Here is a 16,440-nt window from a genome sequence, read left to right on the forward strand (position 1 = left end):
ATCGGCGCATTACCGCTCAATCAACGTAGCCCGACAATACCCATCCAGTACTGAAGTTGATTTCCTGACGTCTCGACATCAACGCTTCGAGCGTACTTGAGATGCCCGTCATCACCTATCCGGAATATCGACAGTGTCGCGGGCGTTACAGTCAGCCCTTTTTCATCATCGTATGCGGCCAAGGCCTTGATACTCGCCGTGACGAGCAAGCGGCCACTGGGATCACAGGCAAATGTTCGGACGTGAAAGGAACGAGTGTCCACATGCTGAACAAGTGTGGGCTCGCCTGTTTCAGGGTTGATAGCGTAGACGGCTATGTTGTTTTCACCTCCGGAGAACACTGGGTGCCCCTGGTGGGAGTGCGTCGCATCTGCGCGATTTACCAGGTAAACAAACTTCCCGCTTGGATGGACATGGATTGCACCGGCGAGTTGTCGTGGGTGCACGTGCTCAGGGGTTCGCAGCGTTCCCCGCGTGAAGGCTGGCTCGGCCTCGATCCGGTCACCGTCATGTCGGAACATGTAGAGACGGTTGGTTCGCTCGTCGGCTGCGTAAAGCCATGGATGCGTCGGATGAAAGTCGACATGCCGCGGGCCGAAGTCATGGCCATGATTCGGCGCAACCACATCGCTCATTTGGAGATGTTCTTCAGTTAGCCGAAATGAACGGAGTGCCCCGGGATCTTCCAGCTTGTCTGTCGTTGCGTTATTGCCGCGGTCAACTACCAGGACGTGTTTGGCGGATGGATAAAACATGACCTGGTGCGGATAGACCCCAAAGTCGGTGTTCGGATCCTGAGCCTGGCTGCTGCCTATTGTGCAGTCTGCGTTGATGCGGTGCACAGTCAATGAGCCACGCTTGAAATTGTGGGCATTGACGATAAATCGTCCCAGGGGGTCGATACACAAATGTACCGCTCGGTAGGGAAGTCGCGCAGGTAAGCCGTGAGTGTTGAGTTGCCCGTCAGGTCCCAACGAGTAAGCGCTGACGTGATTGTGATGGGACTCCACCCTCGGGCCACCGTCGCTTGTTGAGACATACAGGAAGCCGTCGGATGGATGAGGCCATGCGTATTGCACCTTTGAGGCCACAGTGACGCTTTCCATCCTGTGGAGCGTTGCGCTGTCTACGTCAATCATATAGCGCGTGATGACATCATCTACGGCGCTGTAGAGTACGGCGCGGCTGCTCATTCAAGCCTCCGAATGGTCAATGGTGAACATGGGAACGGACATGCCGCTTTCTGATTCTTTAAACGCGACCCTGACCCGCTGCCCGATGCGAACACTGTCCAGATCAACATCGACAATGTTCGTAAGCATCATCAGTCCCTCGTCGAGGCGCACATAGGCAATGCAGTACGGTGCTGATGCGCCACGTCGTGTGATGCTGAAGGTGTAGATCGTCCCGGTCCCGCTTGCGGTGATCCATTCGACATCGGTGCTCCAGCAAAACGGGCACAACGCACGAGGATAATGATGCGGTTGATGGCAGGCATTGCAGCTCTTCAAGAGCAGGCGCCCCTCGGCCGCAGCGTCGAAATAGGGTTCATCACCGGGGTTCAGGATAGGGTCGCTGATGGGGCGTTCTGTGTAGGGGGTCGACATGTTTTTACTCCCTTTCCATGATGACGGTGGCTGCACCGTGCCGATGACCTATCGCGCCGCCGATGCCGGTGGCGAGGGCTAGCGAACAGTTGGGAACTTGCACCTTTGGATGAGCCTCGCCTCGAAGCTGTCGTACGGCTTCGATTATTTTTGTGATCCCGCCGCGATTGGCGGGATGGTTATTGCACAGGCCGCCGCCATCGGTGTTGAACGGCAACTTGCCGATGCCCGAAATAAGGTTGCCGTCCGACACGAATTTTCCGCCTTCGCCTTTTTTGCAGAATCCCAGGTCTTCAAGTTGCAGGATGACGGTGATGGTGAAGCTGTCATAGATGGAGGCGTACTGGATGTCGGCCGGCGTCACACCTGCCTCTTCGAAAGCTCGAGGGCCGGTCCACGCGGCGCCGGTATAGCTCAAGTCGAGGCGTCCGCCCATCTGGTGTTTAGTGGATTCACCGCAGCCAAGTATCCGTACCCGTGGTCTGTTGAGGGCCTTGGCAATCTCCGGGCGGGCAACGATAACTGCGCCGCCGCCGTCGCTCACGACGCAGGAGTCGAGACGCCGCAGGGGGTCAGAAATCATCGGCGATGCCAATACATCTTCGACCGAGACCACTTTGCGCAACATCGCCAGAGGGTTGTGTTGCGCATGATGAGAGGCAGCGACCTTGACCCAGGCCAGTTGCTCGCTGGTTGTGCCGTACTCATGCATGTGGCGCATCGCACACATGGCATAGAGGTTCAACGTGACTGGGTTATAGGGCATCTCGAATGGCGCGTCCGGTAGATTGACGCCTCGTACGCGCGCCTGTATCCCAGAGATACCTTCAGAGTTGGGGCGGCCGGCCAGTGTAATCAGCGCCACGTTGCATCTGCCCGCTGCTATTGATTCTGCTGCGTGAGCGATATGGGCGAGATAAGAGCATCCTCCCATATCGGTCGAATCGACATGCCTCAGTTTGTCCAGATTCAGGTAGTTGGCCATCGACCATACATTCCCGCCGGGTGCATCGCCCGCGCAGAAATATCCGTCGATGTCATCTTTGCTTAATCCCGCGTCTTCAATTGCCCCTTTAGCCGCCTCCGCATGTAGCTGCGCCACCGAATGGTGGGGGGCCTTGCGTAGGGGGTGCTCATACGCTCCGACGATGTATGCCCTGCCTTTTATTGTCATCTCTAGGGTTTCCTCAGTGCATGAAGATGAAGCTCGAATGTGCTTTCCGGTACCTTCGTTCAGGGGGATCGGCCCAGCGTCAAAGACAAAAGTAGTATGGCGTAAAGTTCCGATCAGTGAAATCTGTGCTGATTATCAAAACTCATGCTACCATCGATTCAACGTTGTTTGGAGCGCAGGATGGCACTGCACTCAAATTTCCGGGCCAAACCAGGATGCTCATTGGATGCGAGCGGTCGCGGGGTAGGGGCAGGCCTTATTTTTTTGAGACAGGAAGATGAGATGAGCGAAAGCCTGATGGTCAGTTACGAAGTCGAAGGCGTTGTGGCCGTAATCACAGTCAACAATCCGCCCGTCAACGCCCTGACTCCCGAGATGAGAGGGAGCATCATTGACGCCGTTGCCCATGCGAACGCCGACCCGGCTGTCGCGGCGATCGTGTTGATGGGGGGCGGTCAGAATTTCATCGCGGGTGCTGATATTCGACAGTTCGGCAAGGCGAGAACAATCACTACCCGCATGAGCGCCGCGGCACTTGACGCCAGCGCCAAGCCGACTGTCGCGGCTATTCATGGGTATGCGCTGGGAGGCGGTCTCGAGCACGCCCTCGCTTGCCATTACCGGATTGCATTGCCCGCAGCCAAGCTCGGATTGCCCGAGGTCGCTCTCGGGTTGATACCGGGAGGCGGCGGTACGCAGCGCTTGCCGAGGCTGGTCGGGGCTGCCGTAGCCACCGGTTTGCTCGTCTCAAGCCGCCATGTCCATGCCGCCGAAGCATTGAAGATCGGGCTTATCTCCCAGATTGTTCCAGGAACACAAAGCCAAGAGCTTCGTGATGCCGCCGTAAGCTATGCAAAGGCCGTGGCGCAGGCTCAACCGCAGCGCGTACGCGATTTGGTGCTCGAACCGATGGATGCGACAACCATGGATGTGCTGCAAGCGGCACGCCGCGAAGCAGCCAAAAAGTCTCCTCACAACAAAGCGCCACAGTACGCGATCGACTGTATCGAAGCAGCTTTCAGCCTGTCGTTTGATGAGGCTCTAGAGGTTGAGAGCCGCTTGTTTTCTGAGCTGGAGGGTTCTGATGTTGCCAAAGCACTTCGCTATGCATTTTTTGCTGAGCGTGAGGCTGCCAAGGTTCCGGATGCGCCACCGGGTTTCAGGCCTGCTGGTGTGACGTCCGCTGCGGTGATCGGCGCGGGAACAATGGGCGCGGGTATTGCCATTTGCTTCGCTGACGCAGGCATTGTGGTGAAGCTCCTGGAAGCGAGTGCCGAAGCACTGGACAGGGGCCTGCAGCGCATACGTGACATCTACGCCGTAAAGGTCAAGCGCGGACGCATGACCGTGGAAGAGATGGATGCGTGCCTTCAGTTTGTCCGGCCTGTCTCCCACTACGAAGAAATCGGCGACTGCGATGTCGTGGTTGAAGCAGTGTTTGAACGGATAGATTTGAAGAAGGACGTATTCACCAAACTCGATGCCGTGATGAAGCCTGGCGCGCTGTTGCTGACGAACTCTTCCGCGATTGATATCAACGTCATGGCCAACATGACAGGTCGACCGCAGTACGTCGCCGGCGCTCATTTCTTCGCTCCCGCGAACGCGATGAAACTGTGCGAAATCGTGAAGGGTGATCAAACCTCGATCGAGACAGTTGTGCGGGCCATGAAGATGGGCCGCGATCTTAAAAAAGTCTGTGCGGTCTCCGGGACGTGCGATGGCTTCGCGGCAAATCGCAGTCGCGCGCCGCTGGTCACGGAAATGATGCTACTGCTTGAGGAGGGGGCACGTCCTGAGCAGATCGACAGGGTCATGGTTGAATTTGGCTATCCGATGGGACCGTTCGCAGTGAGCGATCTGTCCGGTCTCGATGTCAGCTATGACACGCGCAAGCGTCGCGCGGCAGCTGACCCTCAATACAGGAAGCTCCATGTCCCGGATCGGATGGTCGAGCTGGGCCGCAAGGGCCAGAAAAATGGGGTCGGATGGTATCGCTATGAAGAAGGTGGCCGCACACCTCGTCACGATGAAGAAGTGATGCGGATCATCGCGACCGTCGCCCATGAGCTTGGCACGCCTCAGCGTACCTTTACCGACAGTGAAATCCTCCAGCGTCTGTTATTCGCCTCGATCAACGAGGCCTGCAAGATCCTGGATGAAGGCAAGGCATATCGAGCCAGTGACATTGATGTCATGTGGTTGTACGGCTTTGGATTTCCTCGCCATCGAGGAGGGCTGCTGTACTGGGCTGACACGATCGGGGCCAAGGAAATCCATCTGCAAGTGCAGCAATGGCATGAGCAATACGGCAGGCGTTGGACTCCTAGTCCGCTGCTGTCGAAAGCGGCCAATGAAGGGCTGTCCCTGAGAGAGCTGAAATCAGTCATATGAAAAGCACGGCAACGATGGCCGTGTGCGGCCGGTAACGGTTGTTCTTTTAATGAAAGCAACGCCCTGGTTGCTGTCCCCCAAGGGTTACGAAACGCTTCCCATGGTCGGCAAAGGGGCCAACAAGTAGAAACGAAACGGAAGAAAAATCATGAGCAGTGACACGTCCACACAAGCCTTGTCCGAGGGCGAATTCAAAATTTGGCAATGCATTTTATGCGGCTTCATGTATGACGAAGCCGAAGGTATTCCGGAAGAGGGCATACCTGCCGGAACTCGGTGGGAAGATGTTCCCCAGGATTGGATTTGCCCTGAGTGTTCGGCGACGAAGCTGGACTTCGAGATGGTCGAGATTTGATTAATAGCCTTTCCGGCGCAGTGTTTTTTTTGGTGATTGAGGGCGATATCAACCGAGCCCCTTGGCGCCAAATGTAGAGGGAATTCAGATGTCCATTGAAACCAATAATAATGTCATCGCCGATGCTGATCATCCGCGCGTCGGCCTCTTCATCGACGGTGAATGGATTTTCGACCGCCCCTCTTGCTTTGAAGTGTTGGACCCCAGCACCGAAGCATCGCTCACCAGCGTTCCTGGGGCCACGACCGCTGACCTGGAACGCGTGTTGGCCGCCGCTGAGCGGGGGTTCAGAATCTGGCGGGACACACCAGCGGCTGAGCGTAATATCATCATCAGTCGTGCCATCGCAGGCGTGCGTGCACGTTCCGAAGAAATCGCGCAGATCATCACCCGAGAGAACGGCAAATTAATTGCAGATGCGCGTGCGGAGGTGGAGCGTTCGGCGAGCTTCTTCGATTGGGACATGGCACAGGCCCTGCGAGCCTACGGGACCATCGTTCCGGGCGAAGCCCAAATGCAGAAATCGATTCTTCGTCAGCCAATCGGTCCAGTTGCGGCGTTCACGCCATGGAATGTGCCGCTGAGCGCGCCGTCGCGAAAGATCAGCGGTGCACTGTGCGCCGGGTGCTCCATCATTTTGAAAGCCCCAGAAGAAACCCCTGGCGCGGCAGTAGCCATGGTTCAGTGCTTCGAGCGAGCCGGTTTGCCCAAGGGCGTATTGAATCTGGTGTTTGGCAACCCGGCGCTAGTGTCCTCGACCCTGATCGAGTCGCCAGTGACCCGCATGGTGACCCTGACGGGGTCGGTGGCAGTCGGCAAGCATTTGAGCCAGCTGGCGGGTGCGGCCATGAAGCCGGTGCTGATGGAGCTCGGCGGCCATGCCCCGGTCATCGTTTGCGAAGGGGTCAATGCCGCGGAAATCGGCAAGATGGCACTCAAGAGCAAAATTCGGATCAACGCTCAGTGGTGTGCTGCGCCAGGTCGTTTCCTGGTACACGAGAGCATCTACGACGAGTTCGTCGCTGCGTTTGTGGCAACCGCCGATCAGGTACGTGTGGCCAACGGCATGGATACGAAGTCTGACATGGGGCCGGTCACCAGTGTCCGGCGCCTCGCCGCGATGCAGCATTTTGTCGATGACGCATTGGCGCGTGGCGGCAAGGTTGCCGTGGGTGGGCATCGTGTAGGTGAGCGTGGTTATTATTTTGCGCCGACTCTGCTGGTCGACACTCCACTGGATTGCGCCATCATGACCGATGAGCCTTTTGGTCCGGTCGCTGTCGCGGTTCGTTTCTCGACCCTTGAGGAGGCCATCGAGATTTCCAACAGTCTATCCGTGGGTTTGGCTGCTTTTGCGTTCACCAATTCACTGGAACAGGCTGAACGATTGAGTCGTGAGCTGGATGTTGGAGTCCTGTCGATTAACCATTTCGGTGCGCCGGATCCTGACACGCCGTTTGGCGGTGTGAAGGACAGTGGTATTGGAAGAGAGGGGGGGCCGTGGAGCCTGGACTCCTACATGGTCAGCAAGACCGTGCTACAGAAAACTGCTCGCGTCTGACTCAGTGCCCCCAGTTTCCGTGACGGGCGTTGGGGGCTTTGGCTTTATTTGATGATCAAGGCCAATCCAGTGACCACTTGGATTCATAGGAGCATTCACTGAGGCAGGCATTTCCTGAAGCAGCTTCCTGCTAACGTCGGAGTTTTTTTGATACGCAAGGCATCAATGCGCCTTCGCAAGAACGCATCCGACTAAGGAGTCTGGCCATGAGTGCCCATAGTGGTCGCCTGCCTATGATCGGGCTACTTGCCCTGTCCACTACAGCGTTTCTCACCATTCTGACCGAGACGATGCCGGCAGCGGTTCTGCCTGCGATGTCGGAGAGCCTTGAACAGCCCCCCGCTGGTATCGGTTTATTGGTTTCCATCTATGCATTGGCCTCCGCTGCAGCCGCAATCCCCATTGTGGCGCTCACTCGAAGTCTGCCTCGCAAATCGTTGTACATCATGCTCGTGCTGAGCTTTGCAGTGGCTAACGGTATTACCGCCATCTCGACGTCTTATGCGCTGACGGTCGCGTCACGGGTGGTGGCTGGCCTGGCCGCAGGAGTTGTCTGGCCGGTCATCTGTGGTTATGCCATCCGCTTGGTCGATCGCAAAGACATGGGACGGGCTGTCGCGATTACCCTGGCGGGGAGTACCGTGGCCATGGTCGCCGGTTTGCCCTTGGGTAGCATGCTGGGTTCATTGCTTGGATGGCGTTTCAGCTATGGATTGCTTTCGCTGCTCGCGCTGCTTGTCATCGTTTGGGTTTTGCTGGTCGTGCCGCCCATGCCGGGAGAGGGGCGCAAGGAAGGCACTTCGATTCATGACGTCATTCGCACCCCAGGGTTGAGAGTGATCTTGCTGTCGGCTTTTTGCGCGATCCTGGCTCACTACACGCTGTACACCTACATGGCGCCGCTCGCGGAAAAAACCAGGCTGTCAGGCGGGACCGCTCAGGGTCTGTTTCTGTTCGGTACGGGTGCCATCCTGGGCGTACTGATCGCCGGACGTTTCGTCGATACGAGGCTGCGGCTTATAGCGACCACCGCGTTGACGTGCACAGCTGTGACGATGGTTGTGCTGATAGCGGCTCCGTATCAAATGATCGCTTCGGCTGCGATATTTGTGTGGGGGGCTTCGTTCGGCGGCATGCCTACTGTTTTCCAATCAGCGACGGGGCGGGTGGCAGAAGATAATGCGGAGCTGGCAACGGCGATATTGACGACCATCTACAACTTGGGGATTTTTGGCGGAGGTGCCGTAGGTGGTTTGCTCCTAAGCTACTTCGGGATAGTAAGTCTCTCGGGGTTTGCGCTGCTCATCGTTAGCGCTTCCCTCGTGGTGGTCATGGGAGGGAGGTGTCACGCCTTTCCACGGCAGTAAATTATTGCGGGATATATCTCCCTGGAAGAGCGCGCGGCGTAGATGCAATCCTCACGACCGCGTTTCATGGCTGCCAAATGCTCAGTCGGTATTCACCGGATCCCGACCCGACGATGTTCAAGTGATGCCATTCTGTTTATCGCGATAGCTCTTAACTCGTTGTTTTCATAGGTGCCTTCTTGATTCGGCGATATCTGTCTTTGCAGGACGTGCCGCTCATGGCTTAGCCACCGTTGTTCAACGGGACTCGTGGTGGCGCAGTTCAAGCACGAGCACTGTTGAGAAAAGTTCATGAGCGTATCAACAAGGTGCCGTATAGCCAGCGGCCGATGCCGGGGCTAGGTTTGTCTCGCTGCTGCAGCGGAAATGCTTTCGTTGGATGCGGGACTTGAACGCGCGCACCACAGGCATTGCACGCAGTCGTAATTTAATTTTATTACCCAAGCAAAGCAGGGCCGGATATGAATATCGCCGCAGTTAATACCTTGGAGATTCGAGTGATCGAAGAGGTTGACCAACACTTTGAACAGCGTTTAAAGGCGTACGCGGAGACTTTTGAAAAAGTACACGGATGCCTGGGCTATAGCGTGATTCGTAGCTCCAGCGATCCTGGTTTGTGGGTCTTCAGTGGCTACTGGAGCGCGGCATCGATGATGACTGAGCACTTTGAGAGTGAGTCGATGACGGCGTTGGTCAATCATTTGGTAACGTCCTGTTCCAACCTGACGTTTGCCAGTTTCACGCCCCAAATCGGAAGGGGACCGCACGATGAAGCTTGATGAAGCGCTATTTACGGCGATCGATCTCAATGCCTTGTTCATCCTCTTGGTGGTCTATCGCGAGCGAGGCGTGACGCGGGCAGCCGAACGACTGAACGTAAAGCAGCCAGCGGTGAGCAATACGCTGGCGAAGCTGCGCGTCCACTTTAAAGACCCCTTGTTTATCCGACGTTCGAAGGAGCTAGTGCCCACGGCCAAGGCCACCGAAATCGTGCGGGGGTTGGCGCCGGCATTGATGAGGATCCAGGACGTTATACGCCCCTCTGGAGGATGATCGGCAGTACCGTCCCTTCTTTTTTTGAGTACCCATTTCAATCAGGAGCTTATCGATGAGAATAACGTTTGCCGTGTCAGTGCTGAGCGCAACCGTAATGATTTCAAGTTGGTTGCACGCTGCCGATGAGCCTGAGAATACGATGCAAATTGCCAGAAACGGGGAGCAACCTTCTGTCCTGGGCTCGTCCAGCAATTTCGTCGGCACCGTCAGGGTTGATCCATTATTTGCAGCGCGACCGCCATCGAGGGTTACGGCAGGTGCTGTAACCTTTCAACCAGGGGCCCGATCAGCTTGGCACACTCATCCTGCGGGCCAGAATCTGATCGTCACCTCCGGCGTTGGATGGATCCAGCAAGAAGGGGGTGAGAAAATCGTCATCAAGCCTGGCGATGTGATTTGGACCCCTCCGGGTGTCAAGCATTGGCACGGGGCCACGAATTCCACCGGCATGACGCATTTGGCAATTCAAGAGGTACAGGACGGGAAAAATGTCGAGTGGCTGGAACCGGTTACTAATGAGCAGTACGGGCACTTGCAATGAAGCCCTCCAGGCATCTGCGGTTCCACGCAGTCTAGTTTGAAACTGGGATGGAAAAGTCGACAACTAGGTTTGCATTATTCTGTTACATTGATGCTTGGCGCAGTGGGTCGCCGGTATCTTTTTTGTTATTTATTGAAGGGTAGGTCGATGAGCCTCCCGGACTCCGTGGGCGGTCCCTGAGCTGCCGCTAATAAAATCGTCAGTGCACCAGTCCTCGGTCTCAGGCGATTCGACCTCTATTAATTACTTTTATGCATGGGGCCATTCAATTGGATGTGGTGTTTTTCGGGCAGCGCCTCGAATACATTGACGTCGACGAATTGATCCTTTGTGGGCTTAGACGTAATGCCATGAAGGGAAGTGCCCAGCATAAAAGCCCAATGCCTCGTTCAGCGTAGCTGGCCAACTGGATTGGACTCTACTGGCGTTCATCGAGCCTGGGTCAGGCCGCAGTCGTTCTGGATGTCCACACATCGGTTCTTAATTAGGAACAACACCATGAAGAAATTATTTTTAACGCTGGCCCTGCTGGCTAGTTCGTTTACTGCGATGGCAGCCGATATGTCCAACGGCGCGAACAACTTTTTCAAGAGTGATAAGGTGACTGAGCAGAAGGTATCCTTCAATAATCAGTACCGCATGAAAGTCGTTGGGAATCTGTATGTGCCGAAGAATTTGAATAAGGCCAACAAAAGCCCTGCGATTATCATTGGCCACCCGATGGGTGCGGTCAAAGAGCAAAGCTCAAACCTTTACGCTCAGAAACTCGCTGAACAAGGCTTTGTGACCCTTGCGATAGACCAATCATTCTGGGGCGAAAGCGAGGGACAACCGCGTAACGCCGTGGCGCCGGATATTTACTCCGAAGCGTTCAGCGCAGCGGTCGATTACCTGGGAACCCAGTCGTATATCGATCGTAACCGCATCGGCGTTCTCGGTATCTGTGGCAGCGGCAGCTTTGTCATCAGTGCGGCAAAAATCGATCCTCGGATGAGGGCGATTGCCACGGTCAGTATGTATGACATGGGCGCAGCCAACCGCGACGCGCTCAAGCACTCGCAAACACTTGAGCAGCGCAAGCAGATCATCGCAGAGGCGGCTGAGCAGCGTTATGTGGAATTCACCGGTGGCGAAACCAAGTACACCGGCGGCACCGTGCATAAACTGGACGCGAACACCCATCCCATCCAGCGCGAATTCTTCGATTTCTATCGCACGCCTCGCGGTGAGTACACCCCGGCCGGGTCTTCGCCTGACGTGACGACGCATCCAACGCTGACCAGCAACGTGAAGTTCATGAACTTCTATCCGTTCAACGATATTGCGTCGATTTCGCCTCGTCCTATGCTGTTCATCGCAGGTTCTGAAGCACACTCGCTGGAATTCAGCCAAGAGGCTTTCAAGCTGGCGGGTGAGCCTAAGGAATTGGTCATCGTGCCAGGCGCAGGCCACGTGGACTTGTATGATCGGGTAAATCTCATTCCGTTCGACAAGCTGACTTCTTTCTTCCGGACCAACCTGAAGTAACCCATCTTTGAAGCCGCAACTGCCCGGTTTGCATAGGATGTTGTGGCTTCAAGTCTGAACGTAGGTCGTAGTGCGCATCGCTCGACTTGCCCTTGGTGGAACGTTCATCCCTTGAGTCTTCATGGCTCTTTCAGGCCCTGCACGCTGTGCAGGGCCTTTTTTTTATCCGTCATGACTCGTGTCGCAAGGCGGCGATCAATAACGTCATAGCCCCTGAGGGTTGCCTACGGCTTGGGTAATAGAGATGAAGTCCTGTCCACAGGGGGCACCAGTCCTTCAGTACCGGAATCAGGTGGCCGGCCTTGACGTAGGGCTCGGCGATGTCTTCAGGTACATAGGCGATACCCAAACCGGCAATGGCTGCGTCAAGGCAATCATAAATGCTGTTGTAAATCAGCTGACCGTCAACCCGAATGTTAAGCTGTCGACCATCCTCCCCGAACTCCCAAGGCCACAATCCACCATGGGTGGGAAGACGCAGATTGATGCAATTGTGCTGCATCAGGTCTTCGGGTGTCTCTGGTTTTGGTCGACTGGCGAAGTAGCGCCTGGTCGCTACTGCGGTAAATCGCATGTCGGGACCGATGCGTACGGCGATCATGTCTTGGGCCACCGCTTCACCCAATCGAACGCCGGCATCGAAACGATCCGCAGCGATGTCGATGAGTCCATTGTCTGCGAACAGCTCGACTTTTATCCCAGGGTATTTCGGTAGGAATTTCTTTAGCTTTGGCGAGATGATCGATCGGATGGCGTGATCCGATGCGGTGATGCGTACGGTCCCGGTTGGGCTCTCGCCCAGTTCTGACAATGCCAGTAATTCAGCGTCTATCTCTTCGAAACGGGGACCGACCGTTGCCAGTAGCCTTTCACCGGCTTCCGTTGGCGAGACTGAGCGGGAGTTGCGCGCAAGCAAGCGCGTGCCCAGATTTCGCTCCAGTGAGCTGACGGCATGGCTGACCGCCGATTGAGACAGGCCAAGATGCGCCGCTGCTCGAGTAAAACTCTTTTCGCGGGCGACGGCAATAAAGGCCATCAATCCACCAAAGGATTGCTTAAGGATGTCGTCTTGCATGGCTTGAATGATCTTCGTGAGTGCGCATGAACAATAACATTCTGGTGCATTGTTCGCAGAGCTTACAGCGCGCAGGCCTTGCTATGCGCTGAGATGGTCGTGGCGAGGCGGCAGGGCTATTCCCGATCGTCGATGTGGTCGATCTGTTTGAAGCGTTCAATCAAGAAGTCGATCAGGTGCCGGACTCGTGCCGAGAGTTGCAGTTGCTGTGGATAGACTGCATAGACGTCCGCGTGGGTGGGCATATGGTTTTCCAGTACGAGGCGCAGTCGTCCGCTACGCACATAACGAGCTATATCCCATTCCGCTCTGAGCAATAACCCATAACCTTCCAGGGCCCAGTTCAAGGCAACCTCGCCGTCATTGCAGCACAGGGCGCCGTGTACCTTTATATTTTCCGTGCGTTCGCCGTTAGCGAATTTCCATACGCCGTAGGGCGATTCATTCTGACGAATAAAGATGCAGTTGTGGTGTTGCAGGTCCGTCAGTTTTTGCGGCGTTCCGTACTTTTCGAGATAGATAGGGGAGGCGCAAAGCAGGCGGCGGTTGGAGGCGATTTTACGCGCGTGGAAGGCAGCGTCTGGCAACGTACCGAAGCGAATGCCCAAATCGAAGCCGTGGGTAGCTAGGTCCAAAGGATGGTCGCTGATCTCTAGCTGAATCTCCACTTCCGGGTACAGGGCGTAGAAGGCGGCCAAGGCGGGTCCGATGTGGCGACGGCCGAAACCGAGCGATGCATTCACCCGTATCAGGCCCTTGGGCGTAGCGCGACGGCTGCTGACGAGCTGTTCTACCTCGTCGATCTGGGTCAGGATGCGGGCGATGTGGGTGTAATACAGTTCACCTTCTGCGGTAAGGCTCATCGAGCGGGTAGTTCGATTAACCAGCCTCACCCCTAACCTTTTCTCCAGCGCGGAAAGTCTTTTACTAATTGCGGGAGGGGTAACGCCAAGCTCTCTGGCGGTTGCGACAAGGCTGCCTTGTTTGGCTAGCAAGTGAAAAAAAGCCAAGTCTTGAGCATTGTTCATGCTTGATTCCAAAGTGTTTTCTGATAAAGAACGGCCGCCACGTTGCCAGGTCGCGGCCGATCTACCAGGTCACTTGATGAAGCGAACCTGAGCGTTGATTTTATCGATGATTGCACCTTTGCGTTCGTTAAATCGCGCTTTGTTTTGTTCGAAAAGGTTATTGCCTTTGGTGTCGATGGAGATGATCAGCGGACCGAACTCCCGGACCCGGTTAACCCAAAGGGTTTCCGGCATTCCAAGATCCTGCCATTCAGCGCGTTCGATCTCCTCCACCTTGGTGGCCGCAAGGACCGCACAACCGCCAGGGAATACGGCATGTACGGCCTTGTTCTCCAGGCAGCCTGCGGTGGTTTCGGGCCCCATGCCACCTTTGCCAATAATCATCTTGACGCCGGTTTCCTCGATGAACTGCTTTTCGAATTTCTCCATTCGCATGCTGGTAGTTGGGCCAATGGACACCATCTCAAAGCTGCCATCATCTTTTTTACGCACAATGGGGCCCGCATGGAAGATTGCCCCGCCGCGCAAATCTACCGGTAGTTCACGTTTGAGCTCGATGAGGCGTCGGTGAGCCACGTCGCGGCAGGTGACCAATTGCCCAGTCAGGTAAACCACGTCGCCGACATTGAGCTCTGCGAGATCTTCGTCCTTGATAGGTGTGTTGAGGACTTTAATCACAGGACTACTCCTTCATGGGAGAGGATGTCGTAGGACAGGTCGGCATTGATGCGGATTTTGCCGCGGCGATGTGCCCAGCAACCGGTGGAGACGGCAACGCCGATGGTCGATGGATGGCGCGCTGAAGACTCGATGTTCACACCCATCACACTGCTGTTGCCGGTCAGGCCCTGTGGGCCGATGCCGACCTCATTGAGGCCTTCCTCAAGAAGCCGTTCCATCAAGGCTGCATTTTCGTTGGGATGGCTGGAGTCGACTGGTCGCAGGATGGCCCGCTTGGATAAACGGGCGGCTGTCTCTACGGAGGTGGACACGCCGACGCCCACCAGCAACGGCGGACAAGCGTTCACGCCGCGGGAGGTAATGACGTCGAAAACAAATTCCGTTACGCCCTCGTAGCCTTGACCAGGCATCAAAACCTTAGCGGAGCCCGGTAGTGTGCAACCGCCGCCAGCCATGTAAACATCGATCATTGCGTAATCGGCGTCCGGGATAATCTCCCAGTCAAGCCACGGAATTTTGGAGCCCGTGTTGGTCCCTGTGTTCTTTTCGACGAAGGTCTCTACGGCGTTATGACGTAGCGGGCCTTTGATGGTTGCTTCCAGAGTTGCATTTTCCAGAATGTTTTCAAGTTCCCCCAATAGCGGGAACTTAGCACCTGCTGCGATGAAGTACTGAATCACGCCGGTGTCCTGGCAGCTCGGTCTGTCGAGCTTGTCAGCATAGTCCTGGTTTTCCGCCATGGAGTCGTAGACGGCGATGGCCAGCGGATTGGTTTCCGCTGCGCGCAGTTGGGCGGTCTTCTTTTTTACGTCGGTCGGCAAGCGCTTACCAATATAGGCAGTAAACTTGGCCATGACGTCAGTCAACGATTCAACGGCTGCTTCTTTATCCACTTCTATTTTCCTCATCGCATCACTAGGCTTATTGGTTTGTATGGCTGGTGGGCCTGTTGAAGAGTTTCTAATTATCGTCGGCTGCTTAATCGAGAGTTAAACCAGCGCGTTGCGCTGGTTTAACTCTTTCATCTGGATTCAGATTTGGATTACAAGCTGGTCTCAAACTTCAAACCTGCGACCCAAGCGTCCCTGACCTCGCTGACTCCGCCGGGATTACCAACAAACTGGATGTTGGGGCGCACGGTCAGCCATTTGGTGACGCCGAACCCGTAGTAGATTTCCATGTTGGTTTCCGAACCTTGCGTCGGCGTATAGCGAGGATCGTCATAGTCGCTGACGCCCGCCAGGTCGTTCATTTGTTGCTGGTTATCCTTGTAACGTTCATTTACATGGATATTGGAGATGGCGACGCCGATCTCGTCATTTGGACGGGATTTGAACGGCGCGGTATAGAAGACGCCTGCTTGCACAGAGCGATCAATCATACTGGCGGCTTTGTCATGCACGGTGGCATAGGCAAACACCGACACCCCGCGAGCGGCGAAGTCTGGGTCTTTCCAGACTTGTTGTTGCGCAGCAATCCATGCGCCGTGTTTGCTATCGCGGGATTTGGGGGCACCATTTTCTTCTGTGTTGACGTCATTTGCGTCACGGCTGCTGTAATACGCGCCCACACGGTATTCCCCTGGCAGCCGTCCGGCTCCCAGCGACGTGGTATGGACCAGCTCGACAGGTACCAAGGTACCCTCATTGCCGCTGCCGCTGAGTTTGAAGCCGTTACCTATTTCCAGGTAGGAAGGGTTCTGCTCGTACGCACCGATCTGCGCATAAGTGTTATCGCTCAACGCGACCTTTACGCGGCCCGCCCATTGAGTGATTGGCCAGTTATAAATGATATCGCCGGCCCAGTTACCCGGCTGCGCGCCGCAGAACGCCAAGTTCTGGAATTTGCAGGGAAAGCTGCCGAAGTCCTCGCCAAAGTTCATGCGGCCCAGTTTGATATCCAGCCCGCCGTCAAAGAACTTCTGACGATACCAGAGTTGCGTAAGGCGCCAGGTCTGGCCGCGCCCGTATACCTCTTGAACCTGACTGATGCCGCCTACCCGAGGATCGGTGATGACATCATTGGTGAGATTGCGCCCGTTACGATCCGATATCGTGAATTGAAAATCAGCGCC

General features: G+C 55.7%; 16 protein-coding genes. 8 read left to right on the top strand and 8 right to left on the bottom strand.

The annotated features are described in order from the left end of the window. Positions 1 to 20: 20 nt before the first annotated feature. The 3 genes from CKW19_RS12590 to CKW19_RS12600 are packed head-to-tail and all read right to left on the bottom strand — an operon-like array spanning position 21 to position 2,781. Positions 21 to 1,193, bottom strand: coding sequence for a beta-propeller fold lactonase family protein (locus tag CKW19_RS12590; RefSeq protein ID WP_095058155.1), 1,173 nt, complete (start codon positions 1,191 to 1,193; stop codon positions 21 to 23). Then, positions 1,194 to 1,607, bottom strand: coding sequence for a Zn-ribbon domain-containing OB-fold protein (locus tag CKW19_RS12595; RefSeq protein ID WP_013692823.1), 414 nt, complete (start codon positions 1,605 to 1,607; stop codon positions 1,194 to 1,196). It lies immediately after the preceding gene. Between the two features lie 4 nt (positions 1,608 to 1,611). Beyond that, complete coding sequence (locus CKW19_RS12600) at positions 1,612 to 2,781, bottom strand: thiolase domain-containing protein (RefSeq protein WP_013692824.1); 1,170 nt, start codon at positions 2,779 to 2,781, stop codon at positions 1,612 to 1,614. 282 nt (positions 2,782 to 3,063) lie between these two features. Here CKW19_RS12600 and CKW19_RS12605 point away from each other — a divergent pair, with 282 nt between their 5' ends. The 8 genes from CKW19_RS12605 (at position 3,064) to CKW19_RS12640 (ending at position 11,582) form a co-directional block, all read left to right on the top strand. After that, a complete protein-coding gene (locus CKW19_RS12605) occupies positions 3,064 to 5,175 on the top strand; it encodes a 3-hydroxyacyl-CoA dehydrogenase NAD-binding domain-containing protein (protein WP_095058156.1) in 2,112 nt (703 codons plus the stop codon). Positions 5,176 to 5,350: 175 nt separating this feature from the next. Continuing rightward, positions 5,351 to 5,530, top strand: coding sequence for a rubredoxin (locus CKW19_RS12610; protein ID WP_343226763.1), 180 nt, complete (start codon positions 5,351 to 5,353; stop codon positions 5,528 to 5,530). Positions 5,531 to 5,618: 88 nt separating this feature from the next. After that, on the top strand, positions 5,619 to 7,091 hold the full coding sequence (locus CKW19_RS12615; RefSeq protein WP_095058157.1) for an NAD-dependent succinate-semialdehyde dehydrogenase: 1,473 nt from the start codon (positions 5,619 to 5,621) through the stop codon (positions 7,089 to 7,091). A gap of 206 nt (positions 7,092 to 7,297) precedes the next feature. Beyond that, positions 7,298 to 8,458, top strand: a complete 1,161-nt coding sequence (locus CKW19_RS12620; RefSeq protein ID WP_095058158.1) for an MFS transporter — start codon at positions 7,298 to 7,300, stop codon at positions 8,456 to 8,458. Between the two features lie 461 nt (positions 8,459 to 8,919). Continuing rightward, on the top strand, positions 8,920 to 9,237 hold the full coding sequence (locus tag CKW19_RS12625; protein ID WP_095058159.1) for an antibiotic biosynthesis monooxygenase family protein: 318 nt from the start codon (positions 8,920 to 8,922) through the stop codon (positions 9,235 to 9,237). Further along, the gene (locus tag CKW19_RS12630) at positions 9,227 to 9,511 is read left to right on the top strand and encodes a LysR family transcriptional regulator (RefSeq protein ID WP_048392933.1); all 285 of its coding nucleotides are present in this window, start codon (positions 9,227 to 9,229) and stop codon (positions 9,509 to 9,511) included. Before CKW19_RS12625 ends, CKW19_RS12630 begins: the two co-directional genes overlap by 11 nt. A gap of 55 nt (positions 9,512 to 9,566) precedes the next feature. Next, positions 9,567 to 10,055: a cupin domain-containing protein gene (locus CKW19_RS12635; protein WP_177408807.1), complete on the top strand. Its 489-nt coding sequence runs from the start codon at positions 9,567 to 9,569 to the stop codon at positions 10,053 to 10,055. A 498-nt stretch (positions 10,056 to 10,553) separates the two neighbouring features. Further along, a complete protein-coding gene (locus CKW19_RS12640; RefSeq protein ID WP_095058160.1) occupies positions 10,554 to 11,582 on the top strand; it encodes an alpha/beta hydrolase in 1,029 nt (342 codons plus the stop codon). Between the two features lie 169 nt (positions 11,583 to 11,751). Here the strand turns inward: CKW19_RS12640 and CKW19_RS12645 are convergent, their stop codons facing one another. The 5 genes from CKW19_RS12645 to CKW19_RS12665 all read right to left on the bottom strand — a co-directional run. Continuing rightward, positions 11,752 to 12,657 carry a LysR family transcriptional regulator gene (locus CKW19_RS12645; protein ID WP_095058161.1) on the bottom strand — a complete coding sequence of 302 codons (906 nt, stop codon included), beginning with the start codon at positions 12,655 to 12,657 and terminating at the stop codon, positions 11,752 to 11,754. A 116-nt stretch (positions 12,658 to 12,773) separates the two neighbouring features. Continuing rightward, a complete protein-coding gene (locus CKW19_RS12650; RefSeq protein WP_095058162.1) occupies positions 12,774 to 13,685 on the bottom strand; it encodes a LysR family transcriptional regulator in 912 nt (303 codons plus the stop codon). A 69-nt stretch (positions 13,686 to 13,754) separates the two neighbouring features. Next, positions 13,755 to 14,363 (bottom strand): L(+)-tartrate dehydratase subunit beta, encoded by a 609-nt coding sequence (gene ttdB / locus CKW19_RS12655; RefSeq protein ID WP_048392943.1) that lies wholly within the window; start codon positions 14,361 to 14,363, stop codon positions 13,755 to 13,757. Then, positions 14,360 to 15,259, bottom strand: coding sequence for a L(+)-tartrate dehydratase subunit alpha (gene ttdA, locus CKW19_RS12660; protein WP_172898744.1), 900 nt, complete (start codon positions 15,257 to 15,259; stop codon positions 14,360 to 14,362). The genes ttdB and ttdA overlap by 4 nt, the downstream gene beginning before the upstream one ends. A 149-nt stretch (positions 15,260 to 15,408) precedes the next feature. Continuing rightward, positions 15,409 to 16,440, bottom strand: a 1,032-nt coding sequence (locus tag CKW19_RS12665; protein WP_095058163.1) for a carbohydrate porin, incomplete at its 5' end; no start/stop codon positions are given.

Origin of the sequence: Pseudomonas sp. Irchel s3f7 (genome assembly GCF_900187615.1) — a bacterium.
GTDB lineage: Bacteria > Pseudomonadota > Gammaproteobacteria > Pseudomonadales > Pseudomonadaceae > Aquipseudomonas.